Source organism: Pleomorphomonas sp. T1.2MG-36 (assembly GCF_950100655.1).
Classification (GTDB): domain Bacteria; phylum Pseudomonadota; class Alphaproteobacteria; order Rhizobiales; family Pleomorphomonadaceae; genus Pleomorphomonas.
On record NZ_CATNLY010000001.1, the window covers coordinates 902,857 to 927,428 of the forward strand.

Consider the following 24,572-nt stretch of genomic DNA (forward strand, 5'->3'; position numbering starts at 1 on the left):
CCGGTCGACCCGGCCATCCTCCACGCCCCTACCGGCAGCGCGTGGGTCCGGGCGAGACTGCCACAAGTCTCGCCGTCGCGCCTCTCAAAACATGGGGTCCCGGGTAAACTTTGACGTGAGTCCCGGAACGCCCCCTACCCCCGATCCCTGAACCGGTTGGTGATGGGATAGCGGCGGTCGCGGCCGAAGTTCTTGGTTGTGATCTTCACACCGGGCGCCGCCTGCCGCCGCTTGTACTCGGCGATGTAGAGCAGATGCTCGACGCGGCGCACCGTCGCCTCCTCAAAGCCGGCGGCGATCAGTTCGGCCACCGTCTTTTCCTCCTCGACGAGGCCGTTGAGGATGCCGTCAAGCACCGGATAGGGCGGCAGGCTGTCCTGGTCGGTCTGATTCTCGCGCAGTTCAGCCGTCGGTGCCTTAGTGATGATGCGCACGGGGATCACCTCGCCCTCCGGCCCCTTGAGACCGTCCGGACGATGGGCATTGCGCCACTCGGCCAACCCGTAGACCTGCATCTTGTAGAGGTCCTTGATCGGGTTGAAGCCGCCGTTCATGTCGCCGTAGAGCGTGCAATAGCCAACCGACATCTCGCTCTTGTTGCCGGTGGTCAGCACCATCGAGCCGAACTTGTTGGAGACGGCCATCAGGATGGTGCCACGCGCGCGCGACTGAAGGTTTTCCTCGGTGGTGTCGGCCTTGGTGCCCTCGAACAGCGGCCCGAGCGACTTGAGGAAGCCCTCGACCGGATCGGCGATGGCGACGACGTCGTAATGGACGCCGAGCAAGGCAGCGCATTTCGCCGCGTCCTCAAGGCTGTCGGCCGACGTATAGCGATAGGGCAGCATCAGGCAGCGGACCTTGTCGGCGCCGAAGGCGTCGACGGCCATGGCCGCCACGACGGCCGAATCGATGCCGCCGGACAGGCCGAGCACCACGCCGGGGAAGCGGTTCTTCTCGACATAGTCGCGTAGGCCGATGACGCAGGCGAGCCAGTTGGCCGCCTGAACGTCCGGATAGGGCGCGACATCGCCGGGCATGATCCGCCAGCCCTCCTCGCCCTCGGCAAGGGTGACCAGCGCCATCGTCTCGGCGAAGGCCGGCAAGCGGCAGGCCAGCTCGCGATCGGGATTGAGACCGAAGCTGGCGCCGTCGAACACCAGTTCGTCCTGGCCGCCGACGGTATTGAGATAGACCATGGGCAGGCCGCTCTCCACGACCCGCGCGGTGGCGATGCCCAGGCGCTCGCCGGTCACCGTCCAGCGGTAGGGCGAGCCGTTGATGACGATCAGGAGCTCGGCCCCGGTTTCCGACAGGTGCTCGACGACCTCGGGCTTCCAGATGTCCTCGCAGACCGGCAGGCCGAGGCGGATGCCGCGGAAGGTCACAGGCATCGGCAGCGGACCCGGCTGGAACACCCGCTTCTCGTCGAAGACCGAATAATTGGGCAGGTCGGCCTTGAAGCGCAGGGCGGCGATGGCACCGCCGTCAAGCAGGACGGCCGCGTTGCGCAGGGCTCCCTCGTCGTCCAGCCAGGGCGTGCCGATCAGTACCGCCGGTCCGCCATCGGCCGTATCGGCGGCGAATTGCTCGATTGCCCGACGGCAGTCGCGCTGCACGGCCGGCTTCAGCACCAGATCCTCGGGCGTGTAGCCGACGATGTAGAGCTCGGGCAGGACCAGAAGGTCGGCGCCGAGCCGGACCGCCTCGGCACGGGCGTGGCGCGCCTTGTCGAGATTGCCGAAAATGTCGCCCATCACCGGGTTGGCCTGGGCAAGCGCGAGCTTCAGGGTGCGAAAGGATTTTGTCATGATGCCCGTGATTTAGCCAGAAAGCCCTGGCGACGGCAACCAGGATCAGCGAAGCGTCCTGCCGCGAAGGGGCGAACGCACGTGAATGATCTCGCTCGGACCGTCGTGAATGACCTTGGCCGGCGGCACCGCCGGAACCAGACGATTGCCGCGCCGGGCATAAAGCTGCCGCGCGGACGACAGCTCGGCAAGCCGTTCGTAAAGGCGGCGCGCCGACAGCGGTTTGACCAGCACGTCGTTGGCGCCGAGCTCCACCGCTGCCAGCATGCGGCGCTTGTCGGCATAGGCGGTGACCATCACCACGGCGAGCGTCGAGACCCGTTCGTCGGGGTGGCGGCGCAGAAGATCGAGCAAAGCGGCGCCATTGCCGGCCGTTCCGAGGTTCCAGTCGAGCAACAGGACGTCCGGCGCCTGCGTCATGACCAAGGTCAAAGCCTCCGCCTCGGTGGCGGCCTGCAAAATGACGCGGACGCCGAAAGCGCCCAGCATCGTTTCCGCAAGTTTGCGAAAATAGGCGCTGTCGTCGACAACTCCGACGCGTAAAGCGTCGAGACGCACATAGGTACCTTGATCCGTCGGATCGATCATGAAGCGAAAAACCCTACGACAACAACTCGCTAGAACGTAGTAACTCCTCTTCCGAGCTTGAGGCTTGCCATGGAATGAAGAAAATTTGGTTTACGGCGGCAACGTTTTCTAAACGATGCCCGGGCGTAAAAAAGGGCGCCGTATGAGGGCGCCCGTTTATTTTTCGATTGGATTGCGAAAAACGCGTCAGCCGACGATTTCGGTCCCGGAGAACCAGTAGGCGATTTCCTGGGCCGCCGTTTCCGGAGCGTCGGAGCCATGCACCGAGTTCTCGCCCATGGACAGCGCGAACTCCTTGCGGATGGTGCCCTCGGCAGCCTTCTCCGGGTTGGTGGCGCCCATCACTTCGCGGTTCTTGGCAATGGCGTTCTCGCCTTCGAGCACCTGCACGACGGTCGGGGCCGACGACATGAAGTCGACGAGTTCGTCATAGAAGGGCTTGCCCTTGTGAACGGCATAGAAGCCTTCGGCCTCTTTGCGGCTCATCCACACGCGCTTGGACGCGACGACGCGCAGGCCGGCCGCCTCGAGCTTGGCGGTGATGGCGCCGGTGAGGTTGCGACGGGTCGCGTCGGGCTTGATCATCGAGAAGGTACGTTCGATCGCCATGGAAGTCTGCCCCTCTGTGGTTGGCTGCAAGGCCGGGGTCCGGTCGGTACCGGAGCTCTGGTCAGGCGCGCTTATAGCGACGGGACGGCATCGGGGCAAGCGCGGCAACGGCTGTGAGACGGCGGAAATCCTTGCCCGATAAGGAAATCGAAGGTTCGTCGCGCGTCAGTCCGGGAAGGCTTCCGATCACCTCGGCAGGCCGACGATCGCCGGCTTCATGCCAGCAATCAGGCCGGCGATCTGAGCGCACAGCTCCGAGAAGGGGCTGCTTTTACGCCAGGCGAGACCGACGGTGCGATGCGGCTCGGGGGCATGGAAACGGCGGAGACGCACTCGGCCGGCGTCGAGCGGCGTCGCGGCGAGGAACAGTTCCGGCAGAAGCGTGATCCCCTGCCCGGCCGCCACCAGTTGCAGGATGGTGGCAAGCGAGGTGACGCCCGCCCGCGTCAGTCGCCGGGCGTCGAGCGCGCCGCAGGAGGCAAGCGTCTGGTCGCGCAGGCAGTGGCCGTCTTCCAGTAGCAGCAGCGCCTCGGTCGGGATGTCGGCGGCGCTGTCGAAGACGCCGAGCGACAGCGGTCCCGCCGCCGGCATCGCCAGCAGGAAGGCATCGGTGAACACCGGCATTTCCGAGAACGACGGATCGCCAAGCGGCAGGCTGGCGATGACGAGATCGAGACCGCCATCCTGCAACTCGCCCACCAGTGTGGCCGTCACTGTCTCGCGCACACTGACCTTCAGGTCAGGAAAGACCTCGGTCAGAGCCGGCAGCAGCTTTGGCAGCAGATAGGGACCGATCGACGGAATGATGCCGAGCCGCAAAGAGCCTGCCTTGGGATCGGCGGCGATACGGGCAAAGGCTTCGAGGTCGCCGACCTCGGCGAGAATGCGCCGGCCGCGTTCGACGACCGTGACACCGGCCGCCGTCAGTCGGGCTCCGGTGGAGGCACGCTCGACCAGTTGGCAGCCCAGCGCCTCCTCAAGCTCGCGGATCTGCGCCGACAGCGCCGGCTGGCTGACCGCCACCCGGTCGGCGGCCCGGCCGAAATGACCTTCGGCGGCGAGCGCATCGAGATAGCGCAACTGGCGCAGGGTGATCCTCATAGGAAAATCCTATCAGCCTGGCCGGACAAAGCAATTGGAATGATTCCAGAAAATGCCGTCATGTCGGTGGCACGAAACACAATGCCACCTCCGTCAGGAAGACCCGCCATGACCGACAGACCGATCCAGACCACCACCGCCGGCGCTCCCATCTCCGACAACCAGAACTCGCTCACCGCCGGTTCGCGCGGCCCGGTGCTGATGCAGGACTGGCAGCTCATCGAGAAGCTCGCCCATCAGAATCGCGAGCGCATCCCCGAGCGCGTCGTGCATGCCAAAGGTTGGGGCGCTTTCGGCGAACTAACGGTGACGCACGACATCACGCGCTACACCCGCGCCAAGGTGTTTTCCGACGTCGGCAAGAAGACGCCGCTGCTTCTGCGCTTCTCGACAGTGGCCGGCGAACTCGGCGCCGCCGATGCCGAGCGCGACGTGCGCGGCTTCGCCCTGAAGTTCTACACCGAGGAGGGCAACTGGGACATCGTCGGCAACAACACGCCTGTGTTCTTCGTTCGCGACCCGCTGAAGTTCCCCGACTTCATCCACACCCAGAAGCGGCACCCGCGCACCAACCTGCGCTCGCCCACCGCCATGTGGGACTTCTGGTCGCTGTCGCCGGAGAGCCTGCACCAGGTGACGATCCTGTTCTCCGACCGCGGCCTGCCGACAGACGTCCGCCATATCGACGGCTTCGGCTCGCACACCTACTCCTTCATCAACGGGGCTGGCGAGCGCTTCTGGGTGAAGTTCCACTTCAAGACCATGCAGGGCCATCGCCACTACACCAACGCCGAGGCGGCCGAGGTGGTCGGCCGCACGCGCGAGTCGACCCAGGAAGACCTGTTCGGCGCCATCGAGGCGGGTGACTATCCGCGCTGGAAGTTCTTCGTGCAGATCATGCCGGAACTCGACGCCGAGACGACGCCCTACAACCCGTTCGACCTCACCAAGGTGTGGCCGCATGCCGACTACCCGCTGATCGAGGTCGGCACCTTCGAGCTCAATCGCAACGCCGGCAACTATTTCGCCGAAATCGAGCAGGCCGCCTTCTCGCCGTCCAACATCGTGCCCGGCATCGGCTTCTCGCCCGACAAGATGCTGCAGGCCCGCATCTTTTCCTATGCCGACGCCCACCGTTACCGGCTCGGCACCCACTACGAGGCGCTGCCCGTCAACGCACCGAAATGCCCCGTCCACCACTACCACAAGGACGGCGCCATGAACTTCATGCCCAACAAGGCGAATCCGGACGCCTATTACGAGCCCAACAGCTTCGGCGGGCCGCGCGAGGCGCCGGAGTACCGCGAGCCGCCGCTCCGCATCTCCGGCGATGCCGACCGTTACGACCACCGTGCCGGCAACGACGACTACTCGCAGGCCGCCGCCCTGTTCCGTCTGTTCGACGAAGGACAGCGGCAGCGCCTCTTCCAGAACATCGCCGCCGCCATGGCCGGCGTACCGCTGGAAATCGTCGAGCGCCAGCTCGGCCACTTCGAAAGGGTCGATCCGGCCTACGCGGCGGGCGTTCGGCAGGCGCTCCGCGTCGCCTGAGAAACCGCCACTGAGATAAAGAAAAAGCCCGGCTGGGAGACCCGCCGGGCTTCATTCAATTCAAGAAAGCCTTGATCAGGGCTTGGTAGCGGCGCCGGAGGCGGCGTTCTGCGCGTCGAGCAGCTTCTGCTGGGCTTCCTTGGCCTTGCGCTGCACCTCGGAGGCGAGCTGCTCGCGCTGGCGCTGCAGCGCCGCCGTGTCGATCGCCGGCCCTTCGTAGGACGCGGTGAAGCCACTGAGCGAGATCGGGAAGTTCAGCGCCTTGGCCTGCTGATTCTGCGTGGTGACGATCAGGTCCTTGCCCTTCTTCATCGACGCCGTGAAGTCGTCGGTGATCGGGATCTCGGCGAAGCAGGCGTTGGGCATGCAGATGGTGTACTTGCCCGGCACCTGGGTGTTCTGATCGACCTGAACGCGGATACCCGGCTGAAGCAGCATGGCAACCGGCGTCTGGACCAGAAGGATCTTGCGCGTCTCGCCGTCGACTTCACGCACGCCGGCGGAAGCCAGGAACTGACCGCTGTCGGTGCGCAACTCGCGGACGGTGAAGCAGACCTGCTTCTTGGTGCGCGCATCCTCGCCACAGAGCTTGTTCCAGGGGTTGTCGGCAGCCGCTGCGGGAGCCGCTGCATCGCTGGCGGCGGGAGCATCGGCCGGAGCGGCCGGCTTGTCTTGAGCCAGAGCGGCCGTCGCCGACAAAAGCAGTGCCGCCACGCAGCTCAGAGTCCTGAAGGAGTTAACTGTTGCCATTCGCCCAATCCTTTGCATGCGTCGATCCGGAGGCACACATCTGTGGCGCTACCGATCGTCTGATTTCGATCGACTTGTCAACAGCGCTTCGCGCAATCCGAACCCCAGGAAGCCTGCCGATGGTGACTTTGTCTCTCCCCTGCGGCACGCGGGGCGCACCTCGCCCGCTGCCCGGAAGTCGGAGAACCCGATGACGGCAAATTTAGGCAACACGGTGGCCCGGCGGCTCCAGACGAAAAAACCCTGCTCCGCCGAGCGGTTCGACGGTGGACCGCGCACTGCGCAGGCCAAAAATCATCGGTCCGGACAGGATGGACGTGTTAACGTCTCGGAAAGATTCGCTTCCGAACGGAGCCTGGTTCATGTCTGGCGTCATCACTCGCCGCGTCTTCTGTGTTGGCACTGCGAGCGCCGCCCTTCTCATGTCGCTGCCGGCCCGCGCCGCGCCGGCCCACGGCATCGCCATGCACGGCGAGCCCGCTCTTCCGGTCGGGTTCGATCATCTTCCCTACGCCGACCCGGCCGCCCCGAAGGGCGGCATCTTTGCACTCGGCTTCCCCGGCTCGTTCGACAGTCTCAATCCCTTCATCGTCAAGGGCAACGCACCTCGCGGCCTGTCGGACGTGCTCTACGGCAACAACGTCTGGGACACGCTGCTCTATCGTTCGGCCGACGAGGCCTTCTCGCTCTACGGTCTTCTTGCCGAAGGCGTCGAAATGCCAGCGGACCGCAGCTGGGTCGAGTTCACGCTCAACGCGGCCGCCACCTTTGCCGACGGCCAGCCGGTGACCGTCGACGACGTGCTGTTCACCGTCGATCTTCTGAAGACCAAGGGGCGCCCCGTCTACAAGCGCCGCTTCGACAAGGTGGTGTCGGTCGATCGTGTCGGCGAACGCACCCTGCGCTTCTCCTTCGCCGATGGCGCCGACCGCGAACTGCCGCTGCTCATCGGCGGCTACACCCCGATCCTGCCCCGTCACGCCATCGATCCGGAAACCTTCGATCAGTCGTCGATGAAGCCGATGCTGGGCTCCGGCCCCTATCAGGTGGCGGGCGTCGACGAGGGACGCCAGGTGGTCCTGAAGCGCAACCCCGACTATTGGGGGCGGGAGTTGCCCGTCAAGCGCGGCCTCGACAACTTCGACGAGATCCGCATCGAGTACTTCAAGGACGGCACCGCCTATTTCGAGGCCTTCAAGTCCGGCGCCTTCGATCTCTACATCGACAGCGACCCCGGCCATTGGGCCAAGGCCTACGATTTCCCCGCCGCCAAGGATGGTCGCGTCGCCCTGGAGAAGATTGCCAACGGTTCGCCCAAGGGAATGACCGGTTTCGTGTTCAACACGCGCCGGGAGATCTTCAAGGACGCCCGCGTGCGCGAAGCGCTAACGCTGCTGTTCGACTTCGAGGCGGTCAACCGGACGCTCTATTACGGCGCCTACGCCAGAAGCGGCTCCTACTTCGAGGGGTCAAGCCTGTCGGCGCTCGGCGTTCCCGCTTCGGACGCCGAGAAGGCGCTGCTCGCCCCCTATGAGGACCAGGTGAGGCCCGACGTCATGGCCGGCACTTATGCGCCCCCGGTCAGCGACGGTTCGGGCCGCGACCGCAAGGCGCTGCGCGCCGCCCTCGATCTCCTCGTCGAGGCTGGCTGGAAGCTCGACGGACGACGGCTGGTCGACGCCGGCGGCCGGCAGTTCGCCTTCGAGTTCATGGCCAAGGTGCCCGACGAGGAGCGTCTCGCCCTCTCCTATCAGGCGACGCTCAAGCTGGTCGGCATCGACATGTCGGTGCGGCTCGTCGATTCGACGCAGTATTACGACCGTCAGAAATCCTTCGACTTCGACATGTTGCAGATGATCTGGACGGCGTCGCTGTCGCCCGGCAACGAACAGATGAACCGTTGGTCGCAGAAGGCGGCGGTCACCGAAGGCACCTTCAACTACGCCGGGGCGTCGAGCCAGGCGATCGACGCGATGATTGACGCCCTTCTCGCCGCCACCGGGCGCGCCGAGTTCGAGGCGGCCGTCCGGGCCCTCGACCGCCTGCTGATCTCCGGCCTCTACTGCATACCGCTCTATCACCTGCCCGAGGATCTGGTCGCTCGCTGGACGCGTGTCCACCGGCCGGAGACGACGGCGCTGACCGGCATTCAGCCGTCCGCCTGGTGGGCGGACGCCAAGTCCTGACGCCACCTAACGGAACCCAGCGCTTACAGGGAAACGCGCGATGATCCTGACGTCCGAACAACGAGCCGAAGCCTACGTCGCCTCCGGTGTCTGGAGCAACGTGACGCTCGTCGAACTGCTGCGTCGCACCGCCGTCGCGGCGCCCGAGACGATCGTCTTCGAGGATGTCGGCGTCGGCGCAGTGCCCGGCCTGTCCGCCAAATACAGCTTCGCCGAGGCGGAAAAGCGCATCAATGGTCTCGCCGCCTTTTTCGCCGCCGTCGGCCTGCGGCCGGACATGGTGCTCGGCATCCATCTGCCGCCGTGCGCCGACGCGGCCATCGTTTTGTTCGCCGCGCTGAAGGCCGGGCTCGTGGTGGCGCCGCTGCCGGTCTACTGGACCAAGTCGGAGATCGAGGCGGCCATCGAGGCGGCGTCGATCAAGGCCATGGTCACCGCCTCGGAGATCGAGAACGAGCCGTCGGGCGAACTGGTGCGCGACGTTGCCGCCGACACCTTCGCGATCCGCTTCGTCTTCGCCGTCGGCGACGGCCAGCCGGACGGGTTGATCGACCTCTCCGAAGTGCTTGCCGACCTCGATGCGCTGGGCGAGCCGCCGGAGGTGGCGCGGCGCGGCGAGGCGGCCGACCACGTGGCTCTGCTCTCCATGGCGCGGACGCCCGACGACGAACTGCTGATCGTTCCCTTCAGCCACAACCAACTGGTGGCCGTCGCCACCGGACACATCCTCGAGGCGGGCGTCGTGGCGCCGGAAACGGTGCTCTCCACCATGCATCCGGCCAGCCTGGCCTCGGTGGCCGGCTCGATCGCCACGGCGCTGATGTCCGGCGGCCATGTCGCATTCCACCACGGCACGTCGCTCGCCGGCCTCGCAGAGGCGGTGGAAAGCGTCGGCGCCGACCGGATCGTGCTGCCGGAGGTGATGGCCGCCCCCCTCGCCGCCTGCCTAGACCGTCCCCTCGCCTTCTCGGCGGTCGGCGTCGGGCCCGGTCTCGCCCCTGCCCCGACGGCTCGCACCGTCGATCTCCTGACGCTCGGCGGTCTCTGCCTCATCCCGCGTTCGCGCGACGCTGCCGGAGGCACGATGGCCCTCCCAGCGGGCGCGGCGCACATGGGCGGCCTCAGCGCGGCGCCGGTGCTGTTCGAGGCCAGGATCAAGGCGAAGGCCGGCGCACGCAGCCGCAAGGCGGACGACGGCGAACTGTTGCTCGGCGGAGCCCTCATTCCCGACGCACCCTGGCCCGAACCGCAATCCGGCCGGCGCAGCGCCCTGCTCGGCGTGACCTCGGATGGCTTCCTGCGCACCGGCCTCGCCGCCGAGGAACGCGACGGACGCCTGATGATCACCGGCACGCTCGGCGAAACCATCGGCGTCGCCGGCATCACCATATCGCCGAAGCGGCTCGATGCCCTGTTCTCGCGCCATCCCGGCGTCGAGGATGCGGCCGTCTTCCCGATCGAGGCCGGCCCGGTGGGCCACCGCCTCGGCCTCGCCGTGGTGCCGAAAAGCGGCGAACGGCCGTCCTTGACCGAGCTGCTGATCTGGCTCGAGGGCGAAGAAGCCGGCAAGCTCGATCGCCCGACGGCGCTGGTGTCGGTGCCGGAGATTCCCCGCAACGCCGACGGCACGGTGCGCCGCGAAGCGTTGTTTCTGTCGGCCGTAGCCTGAACCGATCAGGCGGGATTCGGAGAGCTTTCCCGCCGTTCGGCTTCGAGCTTGCCGAGCATCTGGGCTCGCGCCGACGGCAGATCGATCGCCCGGGGGCCGGCGACATGCCGGTCGAGGAAGAAGCCCGTGAGCTTCAGCGCCGCCACCACGTCGGCGGCGTCCGGCGTTTCCGCCCCGTCCGGCAGCAGGAAGGCGGGCAGCCTCAGCAGGCGATCGGCATAGGGCGCACCGGCTTCACCTGAAACGGCGCGGGCCGACTTGGGGCTGACGAAGCGAAGATCCTCGGTCCGCCCCGTGGCGGCGCAGCAGGAGAGATCGAGCCCGAAGCCCAGTTCGTCGAGCAGCATCAGCTCGAAGCGGGCGATCAGCGCCGCCGATTGCAGCGGGCCGTCGAGATGATCGAGCAGCGCGATCGCCGCCCGGTAGAGGCCGGGATGCGCCTCGCGCTCGGCCAGGAGCCTCAAGTGGCCGGCGACGATCTGCACGCCGAACACACCGGATGCACTTTCCATCAACCGCGCCGCCCGCGCCTCCGACAACTCGACGGAGAACAGGCCGAGATGCGTTTCGAGCCGCGCTCGCCAATTGACCAGCAACGAGTTTCCCGTCTGGAGAACCGGCTGAAGGCGTCTGGAACGGGCGCCCTTGACGAGGCCGAGATGACGGCCGAAGTCGGGCGTCATCACCTCGATCACCGCGCTGGTTTCCCCATGCGGGCGAAGGCCGATCAACAGCGCTTCCGACACCCATTCCATCGACGACAGTCTCAAATCGCGCCGAGCTTGTCCTCGGCTTCTTCAAGCGACAGTAGCACGACGGCACGTCCGAGCTGAGTGGCAAAACCCTGCCGGGCCAAGATGGCGATCTCGCGGTTGAGACCGTCCCGATCCGGCCGCTCGCCCCGGCGCCACGGGCCGATCCGCCGCCGCCGGCAGAAACGGAGAGCCGCCACCATCTCGTCGGTGCCTTCTTCCTCGATGGCCGTCCGCGCCAGATTGCCGTCGACGCCCTTGGCCCGAAGACCAAGAGCGATCTTGAGGCGCGACGCCCCCTTGCGCCGGGCCGAAGCGACGCGCGAGGCGGCGAACCCCGCATCGTCGAGAAGGCCCAGTTCGCGGAACTCCGAGGTCAGATCCCCCACGAGGCCAGCGACGCTGGCTTCGCCGAGCGCCACATAGCCCGCCGCCTCCCACCGCCGGAGCTTCTTCTCCATCAGTTCGAAGAAGTGCGCCTCCGAGGCCGAATAGCGCTGGAGATAGGCAAAGCCCGAGCGGCGCAGCTTCTCGCGCAATTTCCTGGGATCGGTCGGCGTCGCCCGGATTGAGCCATCCGGCTCGTCGGGGATCCGGTCCCAACCATCGCCGTCATCGCCGGGAGGGGCGCAGCTCACGGCTGCGCGTCCTCATCCACCTCCGTCTCGGCGGAAGACCGTCCCTTGAAGCCCTTGGCGACCACATACATCTCCACGCTTTCCTGCCGCGAGGATGGCGGCTTGAAATGGAAGACCTGCGCGAAATTCTGCTTCAGCGTGGCCAGGAGCTCATTCTCGGTGCCGCCACGGAACACCTTGGCGACGAAGGCGCCGCCCGGCCGGAGCACGTCGACGGCGAAGGCGACCGCCACCTCGCAGAGGTAGGTGGTGCGAAGATGGTCGGTCTTGTGGTGGCCGGTGGTCGGCGCCGCCATGTCCGACAGCACCACGTCGGGCGTGTGACCGCCGAGAGCGGCCATCAGCGCCTCGGGCGCATCCTCGTCGAGAAAGTCCTTCTGCAGCAGCGCCACGCCCGGCACGCCATCCATTTCGAGATAGTCGATGCCGACCACCAGCGGATTGCCCGGCGTCGATCCCGTCTTCTTGGCCGCCACTTGGCACCAGCCGCCCGGCGCGGCGCCGAGATCGACCACCCGGTTGCCCGGCTTCAGGAGGTGGTACTTCTCGTCGATCTCGATCAGCTTGAAGGCGGCGCGCGAGCGCCAGCCCTCCTTGCGCGCCTTGACCACATAGGGATCGTTGAGCTGGCGCTGCAGCCAGCGCACCGACGATGCGGTGCGGCCGCGCGCCGTCTTCACCTTGACCTTGAGGCCGGTATCGGCTCGCCCTTTGCCTTTGGGCTTGTCTGGGCCCTTGGACTTGTCCGGCCCGGCCGGCTTGTCCCCACCGGATTTTCCCTTGTCAGACATGCGCTTCCGTCCTTGCGGGCTGAGGCCGGCGGCGCCAGACGCCGTCACGAGCCATGAGTTCGACCAGAATGCCCTCGCGCAAGCCGCGATCGGCGACGCGGAGCCGCTGGCAGGGCCACTTGCGGCGGATAGCCTCCAGAATGGCGCAGCCGGCCAGCACCAGATCGGCCCGATCGGACCCGATGCAGGGGTTGGCGACGCGCTGATCGTAGCCCATGCCTATCAGCCGGTTGATCATGTCGTCCACCTCGTCGCCATCGAGCCAGACGCCGTCCACGCGGCGGCGATCGTAGCGTTTGAGCCCGAGGTGGATGCCGGCGAGCGTCGTCACCGTGCCGGATGTGCCCAGCATGTGAGCCGCGCCCGAGGCCACCAGTTCGGCGGCGCCTTCCATCCCCTCGAAATCTTCGAGAAGACCCTCCACCTCCTCGACCATGTCGCGATAGACTTCGGGCGTCACCATGTGGCCGCCATGCCGCTCGCTGAGCGTCACGACACCGACCGGCAACGACGTCCAGCTCTTGATGAACCGCGTGAGGGCGAAGCCGCGCGCTTCGCCACGCCGCCTGAGATCGAGCCAGACCAGTTCCGACGAACCGCCGCCGATGTCGAACAGCAGCACGCCCTGCGAGCGCTGGTCGATCAGCGTGGCGCAACCGGCAACGGCAAGTCGAGCCTCGGTTTCGCGGCTGACGATTTCGAGGTTGAGGCCGGTCTCGCGGCGCACCCGTTCGAGGAACAGCGGACCGTTCTCGGCCAGCCGGCAGGCCTCGGTGGCGATCAGCCGCATGCGGCGGACCCTGAGGTCGGCCAGCTTGCCCCGGCAGACGGCGAGCGCTTCGACCGCGCGATCCATCGCCGCCTCGGAGAGGCGGCCGGTCCGGCCGATGCCCTCGCCGAGCCGGACGATGCGCGAATAGGCGTCGACGACGCGGAAACCGCGATCCTGCGGTTCGGCCACCAGGAGGCGGCAATTGTTGGTGCCAAGATCGAGCGCCGCATAGAGCGGCCCGGTCGCCGGCAGACCGCGGCGACCATCGCGTCCGTGCGAGCCGTGGCCGTGGTGGCCTGCGGCGATGGCTGGCCGCGCCTCACCGGGTTCGGCATGCCGCTCGCCGCCCTTCCGGCGATCGCCCTCGCGGGTTCGCCCCTCTTCGGGGCGGCCATCCTCCCGGCCGGGCTTTCGCACGCCGCGCAAGGCCCCCTTCGAGGGGCTGCGCCGACGCCGACGCCGGGCACCTTCCTCGCGCGACCGCGCGGTCGGCGCGTCCGGCTTGTCTGGGGAAGAAACCTTCTCGGCGGGCGAATCGCTACGCGCCGGTTGCGCGGTCGCCCGCTCCGGCTGCTTGTCGCCCGATGTTGGCGCATGTCCCACCGAGGTCCTGTCGCCCGCCGAGCCCGAACCGGACCGACGCTTGCGGCGGCGTCGCGCCGCTCGCTTCGACAGGACACCGGACGCCCCTTCCCCCGCGTTGGCCGCGGGGTCGGCACGTCCTCGTGTGGGGTCTGCGCGGTCGCTTTGGTCGCCCGCGTCACCCACTGAGAGTACTCCGGCGCGCCGCGATCCAGGAGCCGGCGCCCATTTCGGGGCGATCCGGCTGCTCATCCGCACGCTCTCTTTCAGGGAGCGACGCGGGGGCTCGAGCGGCACGCATGCTCGTTTGTCGTCGGATTGACAGTACCAGTTGCCGGCGGCAAACGCCAGTGAAAGCCATGCATGGCGGCCGGCCACCCCGAGACGACTCGATGGCCGAGAGCTCCGTCAGGGCAGCGGCGCGAAGGCGTCGCCCCGCCAGATCCGGGGCAGATAGGCCGCCGCGCTCCAGTCGCCCTTGTCGTCGAAGGTGACCTTGCCGAGCACGGTGTCGGCGCCGCTCTTGCGCAGGAAATCCGCCGCCGCGCCGAGATCGTCGCTCTTGCCGAGCGCCGCGATCGCCGCTTCCGCCGCGGCATGGGCGGTGAAGACGGTGTCGGTCGGCATCAGCTGCCGTTCCTCAAGCGACAGCAGGAGACCCACCGCCTCCGGTCGCGACTTGTCGACGGTCGGCAGGAAGAACACGGTGCCTTCGGCGGCCGCGCCGGCCAGCGCCTTGAACTCCGAGAGCGCCAACGCCTCGTTGCCGATGAGCGCCGCATCGAGGCCGCGCGCGCGCACCTCTCCGGCGATCACCGCCGCGTCGGCCTGCAGGGCGCCCATCACCACCGCCGACACCGCCGCATCCTGGATCTTGCCGATCAGGTTGTTCTGGCTCTTCTCGCCGGGGGTGAAGCTTTCCGTCATGGCAACGGCGCCGCCGCCATCCGCGAACAGCTTGGCCGCCTGCTCGACGAGCCCCTGGCCGTACACGCTGCCGTCGTGGACGAAGGCGACGCGCTTGCCCTTGAACTTGTCCTTGAGATAGTCGGCGATCGCCCGTCCCTCGCGGTCGGACCGGATGGCCAGACGAAACACCCCGGCGCCGGCCCTCTCGTCGGTGAAGCGCGGGTTGGTGGCAACCGGCGACAGGAACAGTACGCCGCCGTTGGCGTAGACGCGGGCGGCCGGCAGCGCCGCCGCCGTGCAGGCGTGACCGATGACCGCCCGCACGCCCTTGCCGATCAACTGGTTGGCGACGGCGGTACCGGTCTCCGCCTCGCACTTGTCGTCGACGGAGACGGTGACGATCTTTTCGCCGCCAATGCCGCCGCGCGCGTTGGCTGCGGCCACGGCGATCTCGACGCCGGCTTTGATGTCGCGCCCGACGTCGGCGAAGCTGCCGCCCATCGGACCGGCGATGCCGATCACCACATCGGCCCGCGCCGACGACAGCAAGGCCGCCAGGGCCACGACCGGCAGACACGCCCGACAAATGCCGCCCCAGATACCCGCCATGACCAACCGACGCCCTCTGCCGTCCACCTCGTCATCATGCAATAGCAGCTTGGCCGCAAAAACGAAACGCCGCCGGAGTGATCCGGCGGCGCTCGATGAAGGATCGCCATGCCCGGCCGCCGAAGCAGCCGGACAGCGACTTACGGCAGCATCTTGTAGGTGATCTTGCCGTCGTCGGCCTTGTACCACTGGTACACGGTGTAGTCGGCGTCCTTGCGGTCGCCCTTCTCGTCATAGGCGAGATCGCCGATGACGGTGGAGATCTTCTCACCCTTGTGGACGGCATCGGCCACAGCCTGCGGATCGGTCGAGCCGGCCGCCTTGGCACCGGCGGCGATGATCTGCACGGCGGCGTAGCTGTAGAGCGTGTAGGCCTCGGGCTCGAAGCCAGCGTCACGGAACTTCTTCACGGCTTCCGTGGCGGCCGGGTTCTGGCGCGGGTCGGGGCCGAAGGTCATCAGCGTCCCCTCGACGGCCGGACCGCCGATGGCGGCGAACTCGTCGGAGGCGATGCCGTCACCCGACATCATGGTCGCCTTGAGGCCGGCTTCCGACGACTGGCGGGCGATCAGGCCGCCTTCGGTGTGCAGGCCGCCCCAGTAGATGACCTCGACGCCGGCTTCCTTCATCTTGGAGATGAGGGCCGAGAAGTCCTTGTCGCCGACGTTGACGCCTTCATAGAGGGCTTCGGTGACGCCGGCGGCGTTGAGCGCCTTCTTGGTCTCGTCGGCGAGGCCCTGGCCATAGGTGGTCTTGTCGTGCAGCACGGCCACCTTCTTGCCGGCGAGCTTCTCGGCGATGTACTTGCCGGCGACGGCGCCCTGCTGGTCGTCACGGCCGCAGACGCGGAAGGTGTTCCAGAGGCCGCGCTCGGTGAAGCTCGGATTGGTGGAGGCCGGCGTCACCTGGAAGATGCCGTTCTCGGCATAGACTTCCGACGCGGGGATCGACACCGACGAGTTGAAGTGGCCGACCACGAACTTGACGCCGTCACCCACGAACTTGTTGGCGACCGAGACGCCCTGCTTGGGGTCCGACACGTCGTCGCCGAGCTCGACCACCACCTTCTCGCCATTGATGCCGCCGGCGGCGTTGATGTCGGCGGCCGCCTGCTCCGCGCCCTTCTGGAGCTGCGAGCCGAAGGCGGCGTTCGGACCGGTCAGCGGACCGGCGACGCCGATGATGACGTCGGCCGAGGCAGCGCCGGCGAAGGCGAGGCCAGCAGCAAACACGACGCCGGACAGGAGGAACTTCTTCATGTTGTGGTCTCCCATTATTCTGTCACTGGAAGTCTGGTGGGTTCTAGCCCGAACCCCTGGGTATCAAAGCGGCGACCGACGGAGAAAACCCCTGCTCCATGATCGGCCACCGCCCGGAACGCCTGGCCTTGGTTGAAAACCAACCTCGGCCCCGTCGTTTCGGCTCAACCGCGCCCCTTCCACGAGAAAGGACCGGTCAACTCGTACAGCCAGTAGTACTGCGTAGCCATTTGGCGCGCCCGCGTAAACTGGAATCCGGCGAAGGCGATGGCTTCGAGCACGATCGCATCGACGACGTAATAGTGCAGCGACAGAAGCGTGCCGCTGAAGATCGAGAAATGGATGAAGCGGATGCCGACGGAGAGGATGGCGACATAGATCGCCATGATCGTCCGGGGTCGCCATGTCTTGGCGCAGGCGCGACCGGTCATCCAGGCACCGAGACCGCCCAGCAGCAACGTCACGAAGACGAAGGTGAGGCTCGATGCTTCCTCGTAGAGGATGCCCTGCATTGTGGTTCTCCTTGAAGCTTGTCAGGGGACGGCGGACGCCGGTTTTCCCCGTGCGACAAACTCGATCATGTTCAGTGGGCACCACCCTCGAGATACGCGGCGCGCACCTCGGGGTTCTCCAGAAGCTCACGGCCGGAACCGCTCATGGTGATGACGCCATTGACCATCACATAGCCGCGGTGGGCGAGCTTCAGCGCGTGGAAGGCGTTCTGCTCGACCAGGAACACCGTGAGGCCGTCGCGCCGGTTGAGCTCACGGATGGCGTCGAAGATCTGCTTGACGATCAGCGGCGCCAGGCCGAGCGACGGCTCGTCGAGCATCAGGAGCTTCGGACGCGCCATCAGCGCGCGGGCGATGGCCAGCATCTGCTGCTCGCCGCCCGACAACGTGCCGCCGCGCTGGTTGAGGCGTTCCTTGAGGCGCGGGAACAGGTCGAACATGTACTGGATGTCGGTGTCGAAGAACTCCATATTGTCGATCGACGCGCCCATCTGCAGGTTCTCGAGCACCGTCATGCGCGGGAAGATGCGCCGCCCTTCGGGCGACTGGGCGATCCGGAGGCGGGCGATCTCGTGCGTCGGCAGGCGGGTGATGTCCTGCCCGTCGTAGACGATCGATCCCTCGCGCGCCCTCGGGTTGCCGCAGATGGTCATCATCAGCGTCGACTTGCCGGCGCCGTTGGCGCCGATCAGCGTGACGATCTCGCCCTGATGAACGTCGACGTCGACACCCTTCAGCGCGATGATGTTGCCGTAGTAGGTCTTGACCCCCCTGACCGTCAGCAGGGGCTTGGTTTCCGTGGCGCTCATGCCCTGCCCCCTTCGTTGCCGGTCGCTTCGTCGAGCTGATGCTCGATCCCTTCCACCTCTTCGTCATCGACGCCGAGATAGGCGGCGATGACGCGCGGATCGTTCCGCGTTTCGGTGGGCGTACCGTCAGCGATCTTGGTGCCGTATTCGAGCACGACGACATGGTCGGAGATGCCCATCACCACCGACATGTCGTGTTCGATGAGCAGGATCGACGTGCCGTCGTCCTTGCGGATCGACAGGAGCAGCGCGTTGAGCTCGGCCGACTCGCGCGGGTTGAGGCCGGCGGCGGGCTCGTCGAGGCAGAGAAGATCCGGACCGGTGCACATGGCACGGGCGATCTCCAGGCGGCGTTGCGCGCCGTAAGGCAGATCGCCGGCCGGATCGTCGGCGCGGGAGAGCAGACCGATCTTGTCGAGCCAGTAGCGAGCCCGTTCGATCGCTTCCCTTTCCCTGATCTTGTAGCCGCCGATGCCGAGCACGCCGAGGATGGTCATGCCCGAGGCGATCATCAGCGGATTGTGCTGGGCGACCAGCAGGTTTTCCAGAAGCGTCATGCCCGAGAACAGGCGGATGTTCTGGAAGGTGCGAGCCACTTTCGCCTTGCGGGCGACGATGAAGTCGGGCAGCCGCTCGAGAAGATGCAACGATCCGTCCCGCGTCCGCATCGACATCATGCCGGTGGTCGGCTTGTAGAAGCCGGTGATGCAGTTGAACACCGTCGTCTTGCCGGCGCCGTTGGGGCCGATCAGCGCCGTGATGTCGCCACGGCCGACGGAGAAGCTGAGGTCGTTCACCGCCACGAGACCGCCGAACCGCATGGTCAGATGCTCGACGGTGAGGACAGGGTCGCTGTCCCAGTTCCGATGAGAGGTGGTCATGTCAGCCGTGGCCTTCCTTCACGAGATCGCCTGAAACCGATTTCCGCTTGAACAGGAAGGCGGTTGGCTGACGGGCTGAGACGAAGCCTCTCGGTTTCCACACCATGATGATCACCATGGCGAGGCCGAACAGCAGCATGCGGTACTGGTCGGGGTTGAAGTCCTTGCCGAACACCAGCTTCAGGAAGTCGAGTTCGCGCAAAAGCTCGGTGCCGCCGATCATGGCCACCGCCGCCAGCGCAACGCCGATCATCGACCCCATGCCGCCCAGCACGACGATGGCGACGATGACGGCCGATTCCATGAAGATGAAGGATTCCGGCGAGACGAAGCCCTGGCGGGCGGCGAAGAAGGACCCGGCGAAGCCACCGAACATGGCGCCGATGGCGAACGCCGTCAGCTTCGTGTTGGTGGTGTTGATGCCGAGCGACCGGCAGGCCACCTCATCCTCGCGCAGCGCCTCCCAGGCACGACCGATCGGCAGGCGGCGAAGCCTGAGGGTGATGAAGGCGGTGAGCAGCGCCAGGAGCAGGATGAGGTAGTACAGGAACACCTTGTAGTAGGCCGACGAAGGCGCCAGATGGAACGCCTTGACGAAGCTGTTGGTGGCGCTCATGTCGAAGGAGTAGATGCCGAACATCGTCACCTTCGGGATCGACGAGATGCCCGCCGAGCCGCCGGAGAAGTCCTTCCAGTTGATCAGCACCAGACGAATGATCTCGCCGAAGGCCAGCGTGACGATGGCGAGATAGTCGCCTCGGAGCCGGAGCACCGGGAAACCGAGGATGATGCCCCAGAAGGCGGCGAGAATGCCGGCCACCGGCAGCAGCACCCAGAAGCTCAGATGGAAATTGATGGCGAGCAGCGCATAGGAGTAGGCGCCGACGGCGTAGAACGCGACGTAGCCGAGATCGAGCAGGCCGGCGAGGCCGATGACGATGTTGAGGCCCCAGCCCAGCATCACGTAGATCAGGATCTGGACGCCGTAGTTGTCGACCCACTTGATCGAGCCCTGGACGCCGAACAGCGAGATGATCAGGATCGGGTAGACGAACAGGAAGATCAGACCGGTGATGGAAAGCCCCCGGGTGACCCTGGCCCGCGCCTCGAGTTCGGCCAGCGTCACCGCCGCCTTGCTGCGATTGCCGCGAGCGGCGATCCACGGATAGATGAAGGCCGACAGCAGGAACCTGCCGACGCCGACGATCACCGACAATATGGCGGCAAGGCCGAGCCTGTTCTGCAGGATCAGTTCGTTGGCCATGTTCTGGTCGGTCTTGAGGCCGACCAGAGGCCCGAGCAGGGCGAAGGCGATGATGCCGATGATCACGCCGTCCTTGAGGGCGCGGCCGAAATCGATGCCCGCCCTGTCCTTAGACTTCACAGCTGAATTCATGATCAGACCTTCTCGACTTCCGGACGCCCGAGCAGGCCCTGCGGCATGAAGATCAGCACGATGACCAGGATCGAGAAGGCGGCGACGTTCTGATAGTCCGCCGACACATACTGGCCCCACAGCGTCTCGATGAGGCCGATCAGCAGCCCGCCGAGAACCGCGCCCGGCAGCGAGCCGATGCCGCCGAGAACCGCCGCCGTGAAGGCTTTGACGCCCGGCGTGAAGCCGTCGGAAAACACCACGACGCCGTAGTACATCAGGAACAGCGTGCCCGCGACGGCGGCCAGCGCCGCGCCGATGACGAAGGTCAGCGAGATGGTGCGGTCGACGTTGACGCCGAGAAGAGACGCCATCTTGCGGTCCTGCTCGCAGGCGCGTTGCGCCCGGCCGAGGGCCGTCTTCTGCACCACGTACCAGAACGCGGCGAGCAACAGCGCCGTCACCACCCAGATGATGATCTGCTTCAGCGAAATGTTGACCGGATAGCCGTTGGCCCCTTCCCACAGTGTGTAGACCTCACGGGTGACCGGCGGGATCGGCTTGTTGCGCGGCCCCTGGGCAACCTGGATGAAGTTGGACAGCACGATCGACATGCCGATGGCCGAGATGAGCGGCGCCAGGCGGAACGACCCCCTGAGCGGCGCATAGGCCACCCGCTCGATCGCCCAGACGAGCAAGCCCGTGAGCACCATCGCCACGACCATGACGAGAATGAGCGCCAATGTCATCGAAGCGATGCCGAACCACGAGGTCAGCACCAGGAGAAAGATGAGAGCGAAGAAGGCAGACACCATGAACACATCGCCATGGGCGAAATTCACCATGCCGATGATGCCGAAAACCATGGTGTAACCAATGGCGATCAGACCGTACAGCGATCCGATCGTGATCCCATTGATCACCTGCTGGACGAAAACTTCCATGAAACTGAGACCCCCTGCAGACGCCCTCCGTGGCAGCATTTTCCAGGCTGCTTCATTTGTGGGCGTTATGGATTCCATTAACAGGATCGATCGATCAAGACAACCGAGCCCCTTGGCATTGCGTGTGGAATCCCCCTTCGCGAAGAAAAAGCCGGTGTTTTACGCCGGCAACCAGCGAATTTCACCATAAGACGAACCATTCTCGGTGATTTACGCGTAATCTCCGAAAAGGCTCGCTCAAAGTTCCACCCGCGCCCCGACGACCCCATGCAAGAAGTTTGCCGTTTTTGGCGTGACCGCATTATGGGGGTCTGACAGCCGCTCCGTTCGTGATAAGCGTAGGCAGATCAACGGATTCGCTTAGCGAGAGGCAACGATGGCCACCGACAGCACAGCCGGTCGCGACATTTCTGGGCAGGAAAGCGCCACGGACGCCCTGCAGCCAGCCACCGGCGAGGCATTCCGCAATGCCATTGCGCGCCTGCCGTCGGGCGTCAACATCGTGACCACCGCAGGACCGGCCGGAAAGGCCGGTTTTACGGCCACCGCCGTCGCGTCCGTGTCCGACGATCCGCCAACCATTCTGGTCTGCCTCAACCGCAAGAGCCCTCAGAACAGGCTGATGCAGGAGAATGCCCAGTTCTCGGTCAATCTGCTACCTAAAGATGCAGTGACACTGGCCAACATTTTTGCCGGCCGAACCGGCCTTCACCTAGACGATCGATTCAAGCACGGCGACTGGACCGCGCTTTCCACCGGCTCGCCCATCCTGACGGACGCCATCATGGCGCTCGATTGCCGCCTCCTGTCGTTCCAGGACGTCGGCTCGCATACCGTCTACTTCGGCACGGTGGTCGCCACATTGACCAAGCCGCGCGATTCCACCGGCGCCAAGGAAGTGCTGATCTACCACGACCGGCATTACGGCGAAGCCTGAGCCGGCGGCAGATATATATTTCAGATCAGAGACTTAACCCAGAGTTCGGACTCAGTTCATGAGTCCCCGGAATGCCGGATCGCGCCCGGAGTTGCGACGCCGGTTGAGCACCCTCGCCCTTCCTGCTAAACCGCGCGCCATCCCCTTCGTTGAAAAGGTCGAGCCATGATCCCGCGCTACGCCCGCCCCGAGATGACCGCCATCTGGAGCCAGGAAACCAAGTTCCGTATCTGGTTCGAGATCGAGGCTCATGCCACCGACGCTCTCGCCGCCATCGGCGTGGTGCCGAAGGACGCGGCCAAGACCATCTGGGAAAAGGGCGGCGCGGCGACATTCGACGTCGACCGCATCGACGAAATCGAGCGTGTCACCAAGCACGACGTCATCGCCTTTCTCACCCATCTCGCCGAGTTCGTCGGGCCCGACAGCCGCTTCGTCCATCAGGGCCTGACCTCGTCGGACGTGCTCGACACCTGCTTCAACATTCAGCTGAAGCGCGCCGCCGATCTGCTGATCGCCGATGTCGATGCGCTGCTCGCCGCGCTGAAGCGCCGCGCCAAGGAACACAAGCGCACCGTCTGCATCGGCCGCAGCCACGGCATCCACGCCGAGCCGGTCACCTTCGGCCTCAAGATGGCTGAGGCCTACGCCGAGTTCGACCGCTGCCGCGCCCGCCTCGTCGCCGCCCGCGAGGAGATTTCCACCTGCGCCATTTCCGGCGCCGTCGGCACCTTCGCCAATATCGATCCGCGCGTCGAGATTCACGTCGCCGAGGCCCTTGGCCTGCGTCCCGAGCCGGTGTCGACACAGGTCATCCCGCGCGACCGCCACGCCATGTTCTTTGCGACGCTGGGCGTCGTCGCCTCGTCGATCGAGCGCCTCGCCATCGAGATCCGCCACCTGCAGCGGACCGAGGTGCTGGAAGCCGAGGAGTATTTCTCGCCCGGCCAGAAGGGCTCGTCGGCCATGCCGCACAAGCGCAACCCGGTGCTGACCGAGAACCTCACGGGCCTTGCCCGCGTCGTCCGCGCCGCCGTGACGCCCGCGCTGGAGAACGTCGCCCTCTGGCACGAGCGCGACATTTCCCACTCCTCGGTCGAGCGCTACATCGGCCCGGATGCCACCATCACGCTCGACTTCGCCCTCGCCCGCCTTACCAGCGTCGTCGACAAGCTCCTGGTCTATCCGGAACGGATGGTCGCCAACATGGACCGCCTCGGCGGCCTCGTGCATTCCCAGCGCATCCTGCTGGCGCTGACGCAAGCCGGCGTGTCGCGCGAGGATGCCTACCGCCTCGTCCAGCGCAACGCCATGAAGGTCTGGGAAAGCTACCACCACGGCGGCAGCTCCAACGTCGACTTCCTCACGGAACTCCTGAAGGACTCGGAAGTGCGCGCCGCGCTCTCCGAGGAGGAGATCCGCGACAAGTTCGACCTCGACTATCACTTGAAGCACGTCGAAACGATCTTCGCCCGCGTGTTCGGCGAGTAACCCCACCGAAAGCCCCGGTCATCCGGGGCTTTCTTCCATAGCGAGCTCAGGCCGCGGCGCTCTCCGCATAAAGCCCGAGGATGAGCGGCCAGCCGCCGTCGGAGCCGATCATTTCGGCCACAGCCGCCGCCTTTGATCCGAAGCGCTCGATGTTTCGGTGCTCAAGCTCGACGCGGGTATTGGCGCCATCGGCGATGAACAGCACCTCGACCTCGGTAATGAGATCGGGATCGTACCTCCAGTCGGCATCGATCTGCCAGGCAAGAACGAGACGCCCCGGCGGCTCGTAGGCCAGAACCTTGCCCCAGTCGCAGGTCGACCCATCCTCGCTCACCTCATACCAGCGACCGCCAGCCTTCGGTTCCAACACGGCATCGACGAGCGGCTTGCCGCCAATGGCGTGACTCCGCGGCCACCAGCGGCCGATGTTCCCGACGAAGGCCTGGAAGGCGCGTGCCGGCTCCGCCCTGACGGTCACCGAGCGGCGAACGGGTGCGGCAACGATCGTGTCAGTCATGGTCGTCATCCTTCTCATCCTGTGCTTGCGCTTCGAGATCGGCGGCGAAGGCGTCGAGAGCCACGCCCCAGAACTGATCGAGCCAAGCCCTGAGCGGGCCGAGCCCCCTGGGATCGATGCGATAGATGCGCCGTGCGCCATCGGCATGGTCCAACACCAATCCGGCCTCCTTCAGCACCTTGAGATGCTGCGACACGGCCGGGCGAGATACCGGCAGTCCCCTGGCGATATCGCCGACCGCGGCGGGAGCCCGAGCAACGCGCTCGAACACCGAACGACGGGTGGGATCGGCAAGGGCGAGCAGCGCGGAGTTCATGTTAGCCATTACTTACCGTAAGCCATAACTTACGAGACTGTCAACAGCATCGGCGGGATGCCCTCGGCTCAAGTTGAATCGGAACATCAGGGAGCCGGATGAATCACCGTCACAACGGCGACAGGAGCCTTACCCAGACGAAGGATCTACTGATAACCAATTGAAAACACAGAGGATCGCATTGAATCTCCACATGAGCTTCAACACGGAACGGCA

General features: G+C 65.9%; 22 protein-coding genes and 1 pseudogene. 5 read left to right on the forward strand and 18 right to left on the reverse strand.

Annotated elements, in window-relative coordinates; genetic code table 11:
• Window positions 1-134: 134 nt before the first annotated feature.
• The 4 genes from QQZ18_RS04210 to QQZ18_RS04225 form a co-directional block, all read right to left on the reverse strand.
• Window positions 135-1,808 (reverse strand): NAD+ synthase, encoded by a 1,674-nt coding sequence (locus QQZ18_RS04210; protein ID WP_284538187.1) that lies wholly within the window; start codon window positions 1,806-1,808, stop codon window positions 135-137.
• A gap of 45 nt (window positions 1,809-1,853) precedes the next feature.
• Window positions 1,854-2,396: a response regulator gene (locus QQZ18_RS04215; RefSeq protein ID WP_284538189.1), complete on the reverse strand. Its 543-nt coding sequence runs from the start codon at window positions 2,394-2,396 to the stop codon at window positions 1,854-1,856.
• Between the two features lie 186 nt (window positions 2,397-2,582).
• The gene (gene ndk, locus QQZ18_RS04220; RefSeq protein ID WP_284538191.1) at window positions 2,583-3,005 is read right to left on the reverse strand and encodes a nucleoside-diphosphate kinase; all 423 of its coding nucleotides are present in this window, start codon (window positions 3,003-3,005) and stop codon (window positions 2,583-2,585) included.
• 186 nt (window positions 3,006-3,191) lie between these two features.
• On the reverse strand, window positions 3,192-4,106 hold the full coding sequence (locus QQZ18_RS04225; RefSeq protein ID WP_284538193.1) for a LysR substrate-binding domain-containing protein: 915 nt from the start codon (window positions 4,104-4,106) through the stop codon (window positions 3,192-3,194).
• 108 nt (window positions 4,107-4,214) lie between these two features.
• Here QQZ18_RS04225 and QQZ18_RS04230 point away from each other — a divergent pair, with 108 nt between their 5' ends.
• Window positions 4,215-5,657, forward strand: coding sequence for a catalase (locus QQZ18_RS04230; RefSeq protein ID WP_284538196.1), 1,443 nt, complete (start codon window positions 4,215-4,217; stop codon window positions 5,655-5,657).
• A 75-nt stretch (window positions 5,658-5,732) separates the two neighbouring features.
• Here QQZ18_RS04230 and QQZ18_RS04235 read toward each other — a convergent pair whose 3' ends face one another.
• A complete protein-coding gene (locus QQZ18_RS04235; RefSeq protein ID WP_284538198.1) occupies window positions 5,733-6,371 on the reverse strand; it encodes an invasion associated locus B family protein in 639 nt (212 codons plus the stop codon).
• 398 nt (window positions 6,372-6,769) lie between these two features.
• Here QQZ18_RS04235 and QQZ18_RS04240 point away from each other — a divergent pair, with 398 nt between their 5' ends.
• On the forward strand, window positions 6,770-8,593 hold the full coding sequence (locus QQZ18_RS04240; RefSeq protein WP_284538200.1) for an extracellular solute-binding protein: 1,824 nt from the start codon (window positions 6,770-6,772) through the stop codon (window positions 8,591-8,593).
• Between the two features lie 40 nt (window positions 8,594-8,633).
• Window positions 8,634-10,262, forward strand: coding sequence for an AMP-binding protein (locus QQZ18_RS04245; RefSeq protein WP_284538202.1), 1,629 nt, complete (start codon window positions 8,634-8,636; stop codon window positions 10,260-10,262).
• Window positions 10,263-10,267: 5 nt separating this feature from the next.
• On the opposite strand, the gene recO is transcribed toward QQZ18_RS04245, so the two are convergent.
• The 11 genes and pseudogenes from recO to QQZ18_RS04300 all read right to left on the reverse strand — a co-directional run bounded on the left by recO (window position 10,268) and on the right by QQZ18_RS04300 (window position 21,095).
• Window positions 10,268-11,017 (reverse strand): DNA repair protein RecO, encoded by a 750-nt coding sequence (gene recO, locus QQZ18_RS04250; RefSeq protein ID WP_284538204.1) that lies wholly within the window; start codon window positions 11,015-11,017, stop codon window positions 10,268-10,270.
• An 11-nt stretch (window positions 11,018-11,028) separates the two neighbouring features.
• Window positions 11,029-11,652: a RecX family transcriptional regulator gene (locus tag QQZ18_RS04255; RefSeq protein ID WP_284538206.1), complete on the reverse strand. Its 624-nt coding sequence runs from the start codon at window positions 11,650-11,652 to the stop codon at window positions 11,029-11,031.
• Window positions 11,649-12,443, reverse strand: coding sequence for an RlmE family RNA methyltransferase (locus QQZ18_RS04260; RefSeq protein ID WP_284538208.1), 795 nt, complete (start codon window positions 12,441-12,443; stop codon window positions 11,649-11,651). The genes QQZ18_RS04255 and QQZ18_RS04260 overlap by 4 nt, the downstream gene beginning before the upstream one ends.
• On the reverse strand, window positions 12,436-13,632 hold the full coding sequence (locus QQZ18_RS04265; RefSeq protein ID WP_446728608.1) for a Ppx/GppA phosphatase family protein: 1,197 nt from the start codon (window positions 13,630-13,632) through the stop codon (window positions 12,436-12,438). The genes QQZ18_RS04260 and QQZ18_RS04265 overlap by 8 nt, the downstream gene beginning before the upstream one ends.
• 573 nt (window positions 13,633-14,205) lie before the next feature.
• Window positions 14,206-15,315 (reverse strand): branched-chain amino acid ABC transporter substrate-binding protein, encoded by a 1,110-nt coding sequence (locus QQZ18_RS04270; RefSeq protein ID WP_284538213.1) that lies wholly within the window; start codon window positions 15,313-15,315, stop codon window positions 14,206-14,208.
• Between the two features lie 140 nt (window positions 15,316-15,455).
• Complete coding sequence (locus QQZ18_RS04275) at window positions 15,456-16,574, reverse strand: branched-chain amino acid ABC transporter substrate-binding protein (RefSeq protein ID WP_284538215.1); 1,119 nt, start codon at window positions 16,572-16,574, stop codon at window positions 15,456-15,458.
• A gap of 164 nt (window positions 16,575-16,738) precedes the next feature.
• Window positions 16,739-17,086, reverse strand: coding sequence for a DUF6867 family protein (locus QQZ18_RS04280; protein WP_284538217.1), 348 nt, complete (start codon window positions 17,084-17,086; stop codon window positions 16,739-16,741).
• A gap of 71 nt (window positions 17,087-17,157) precedes the next feature.
• Window positions 17,158-17,895 carry an ABC transporter ATP-binding protein gene (locus QQZ18_RS04285; protein ID WP_284538219.1) on the reverse strand — a complete coding sequence of 246 codons (738 nt, stop codon included), beginning with the start codon at window positions 17,893-17,895 and terminating at the stop codon, window positions 17,158-17,160.
• A gap of 26 nt (window positions 17,896-17,921) precedes the next feature.
• Window positions 17,922-18,776: pseudogene (locus QQZ18_RS04290) on the reverse strand (ABC transporter ATP-binding protein); the annotation flags it as partial.
• Window position 18,777: 1 nt separating this feature from the next.
• Window positions 18,778-20,172 carry a high-affinity branched-chain amino acid ABC transporter permease LivM gene (livM, locus tag QQZ18_RS04295; protein WP_284538224.1) on the reverse strand — a complete coding sequence of 465 codons (1,395 nt, stop codon included), beginning with the start codon at window positions 20,170-20,172 and terminating at the stop codon, window positions 18,778-18,780.
• 2 nt (window positions 20,173-20,174) lie between these two features.
• Complete coding sequence (locus QQZ18_RS04300; protein ID WP_284538226.1) at window positions 20,175-21,095, reverse strand: branched-chain amino acid ABC transporter permease; 921 nt, start codon at window positions 21,093-21,095, stop codon at window positions 20,175-20,177.
• 376 nt (window positions 21,096-21,471) lie between these two features.
• Between QQZ18_RS04300 and QQZ18_RS04305 the strand changes: the two genes are divergently transcribed.
• Together QQZ18_RS04305 and purB are read left to right on the forward strand one after the other, a co-directional pair.
• Complete coding sequence (locus QQZ18_RS04305) at window positions 21,472-22,032, forward strand: flavin reductase (RefSeq protein ID WP_284538228.1); 561 nt, start codon at window positions 21,472-21,474, stop codon at window positions 22,030-22,032.
• A 165-nt stretch (window positions 22,033-22,197) separates the two neighbouring features.
• Entirely contained in the window at window positions 22,198-23,523 is a 1,326-nt protein-coding gene (purB, locus tag QQZ18_RS04310; protein WP_284538230.1) for an adenylosuccinate lyase, read from the forward strand.
• 46 nt (window positions 23,524-23,569) lie between these two features.
• On the opposite strand, the gene QQZ18_RS04315 is transcribed toward purB, so the two are convergent.
• Together QQZ18_RS04315 and QQZ18_RS04320 are read right to left on the reverse strand one after the other, a co-directional pair.
• The gene (locus QQZ18_RS04315) at window positions 23,570-24,040 is read right to left on the reverse strand and encodes an SRPBCC family protein (RefSeq protein ID WP_284538232.1); all 471 of its coding nucleotides are present in this window, start codon (window positions 24,038-24,040) and stop codon (window positions 23,570-23,572) included.
• The gene (locus QQZ18_RS04320; RefSeq protein WP_284538234.1) at window positions 24,033-24,365 is read right to left on the reverse strand and encodes an ArsR/SmtB family transcription factor; all 333 of its coding nucleotides are present in this window, start codon (window positions 24,363-24,365) and stop codon (window positions 24,033-24,035) included. Before QQZ18_RS04320 ends, QQZ18_RS04315 begins: the two co-directional genes overlap by 8 nt.
• Window positions 24,366-24,572: the final 207 nt, after the last annotated feature.

Coding starts and splice junctions, on each gene's coding strand:
- QQZ18_RS04210 (WP_284538187.1), bottom strand. CDS start 1,808: ATGACAAAATCCTTTCGCACCCTGAAGCTCGCGCTTGCCCAGGCCAAC.
- QQZ18_RS04215 (WP_284538189.1), bottom strand. CDS start 2,396: ATGATCGATCCGACGGATCAAGGTACCTATGTGCGTCTCGACGCTTTA.
- ndk (WP_284538191.1), bottom strand. CDS start 3,005: ATGGCGATCGAACGTACCTTCTCGATGATCAAGCCCGACGCGACCCGT.
- QQZ18_RS04225 (WP_284538193.1), bottom strand. CDS start 4,106: ATGAGGATCACCCTGCGCCAGTTGCGCTATCTCGATGCGCTCGCCGCC.
- QQZ18_RS04230 (WP_284538196.1), top strand. CDS start 4,215: ATGACCGACAGACCGATCCAGACCACCACCGCCGGCGCTCCCATCTCC.
- QQZ18_RS04240 (WP_284538200.1), top strand. CDS start 6,770: ATGTCTGGCGTCATCACTCGCCGCGTCTTCTGTGTTGGCACTGCGAGC.
- QQZ18_RS04245 (WP_284538202.1), top strand. CDS start 8,634: ATGATCCTGACGTCCGAACAACGAGCCGAAGCCTACGTCGCCTCCGGT.
- recO (WP_284538204.1), bottom strand. CDS start 11,017: ATGGAATGGGTGTCGGAAGCGCTGTTGATCGGCCTTCGCCCGCATGGG.
- QQZ18_RS04260 (WP_284538208.1), bottom strand. CDS start 12,443: ATGTCTGACAAGGGAAAATCCGGTGGGGACAAGCCGGCCGGGCCGGAC.
- QQZ18_RS04270 (WP_284538213.1), bottom strand. CDS start 15,315: ATGGCGGGTATCTGGGGCGGCATTTGTCGGGCGTGTCTGCCGGTCGTG.
- QQZ18_RS04275 (WP_284538215.1), bottom strand. CDS start 16,574: ATGAAGAAGTTCCTCCTGTCCGGCGTCGTGTTTGCTGCTGGCCTCGCC.
- QQZ18_RS04280 (WP_284538217.1), bottom strand. CDS start 17,086: ATGCAGGGCATCCTCTACGAGGAAGCATCGAGCCTCACCTTCGTCTTC.
- QQZ18_RS04285 (WP_284538219.1), bottom strand. CDS start 17,895: ATGAGCGCCACGGAAACCAAGCCCCTGCTGACGGTCAGGGGGGTCAAG.
- livM (WP_284538224.1), bottom strand. CDS start 20,172: ATGAATTCAGCTGTGAAGTCTAAGGACAGGGCGGGCATCGATTTCGGC.
- QQZ18_RS04300 (WP_284538226.1), bottom strand. CDS start 21,095: ATGGAAGTTTTCGTCCAGCAGGTGATCAATGGGATCACGATCGGATCG.
- QQZ18_RS04305 (WP_284538228.1), top strand. CDS start 21,472: ATGGCCACCGACAGCACAGCCGGTCGCGACATTTCTGGGCAGGAAAGC.
- purB (WP_284538230.1), top strand. CDS start 22,198: ATGATCCCGCGCTACGCCCGCCCCGAGATGACCGCCATCTGGAGCCAG.
- QQZ18_RS04315 (WP_284538232.1), bottom strand. CDS start 24,040: ATGACTGACACGATCGTTGCCGCACCCGTTCGCCGCTCGGTGACCGTC.
- QQZ18_RS04320 (WP_284538234.1), bottom strand. CDS start 24,365: ATGGCTAACATGAACTCCGCGCTGCTCGCCCTTGCCGATCCCACCCGT.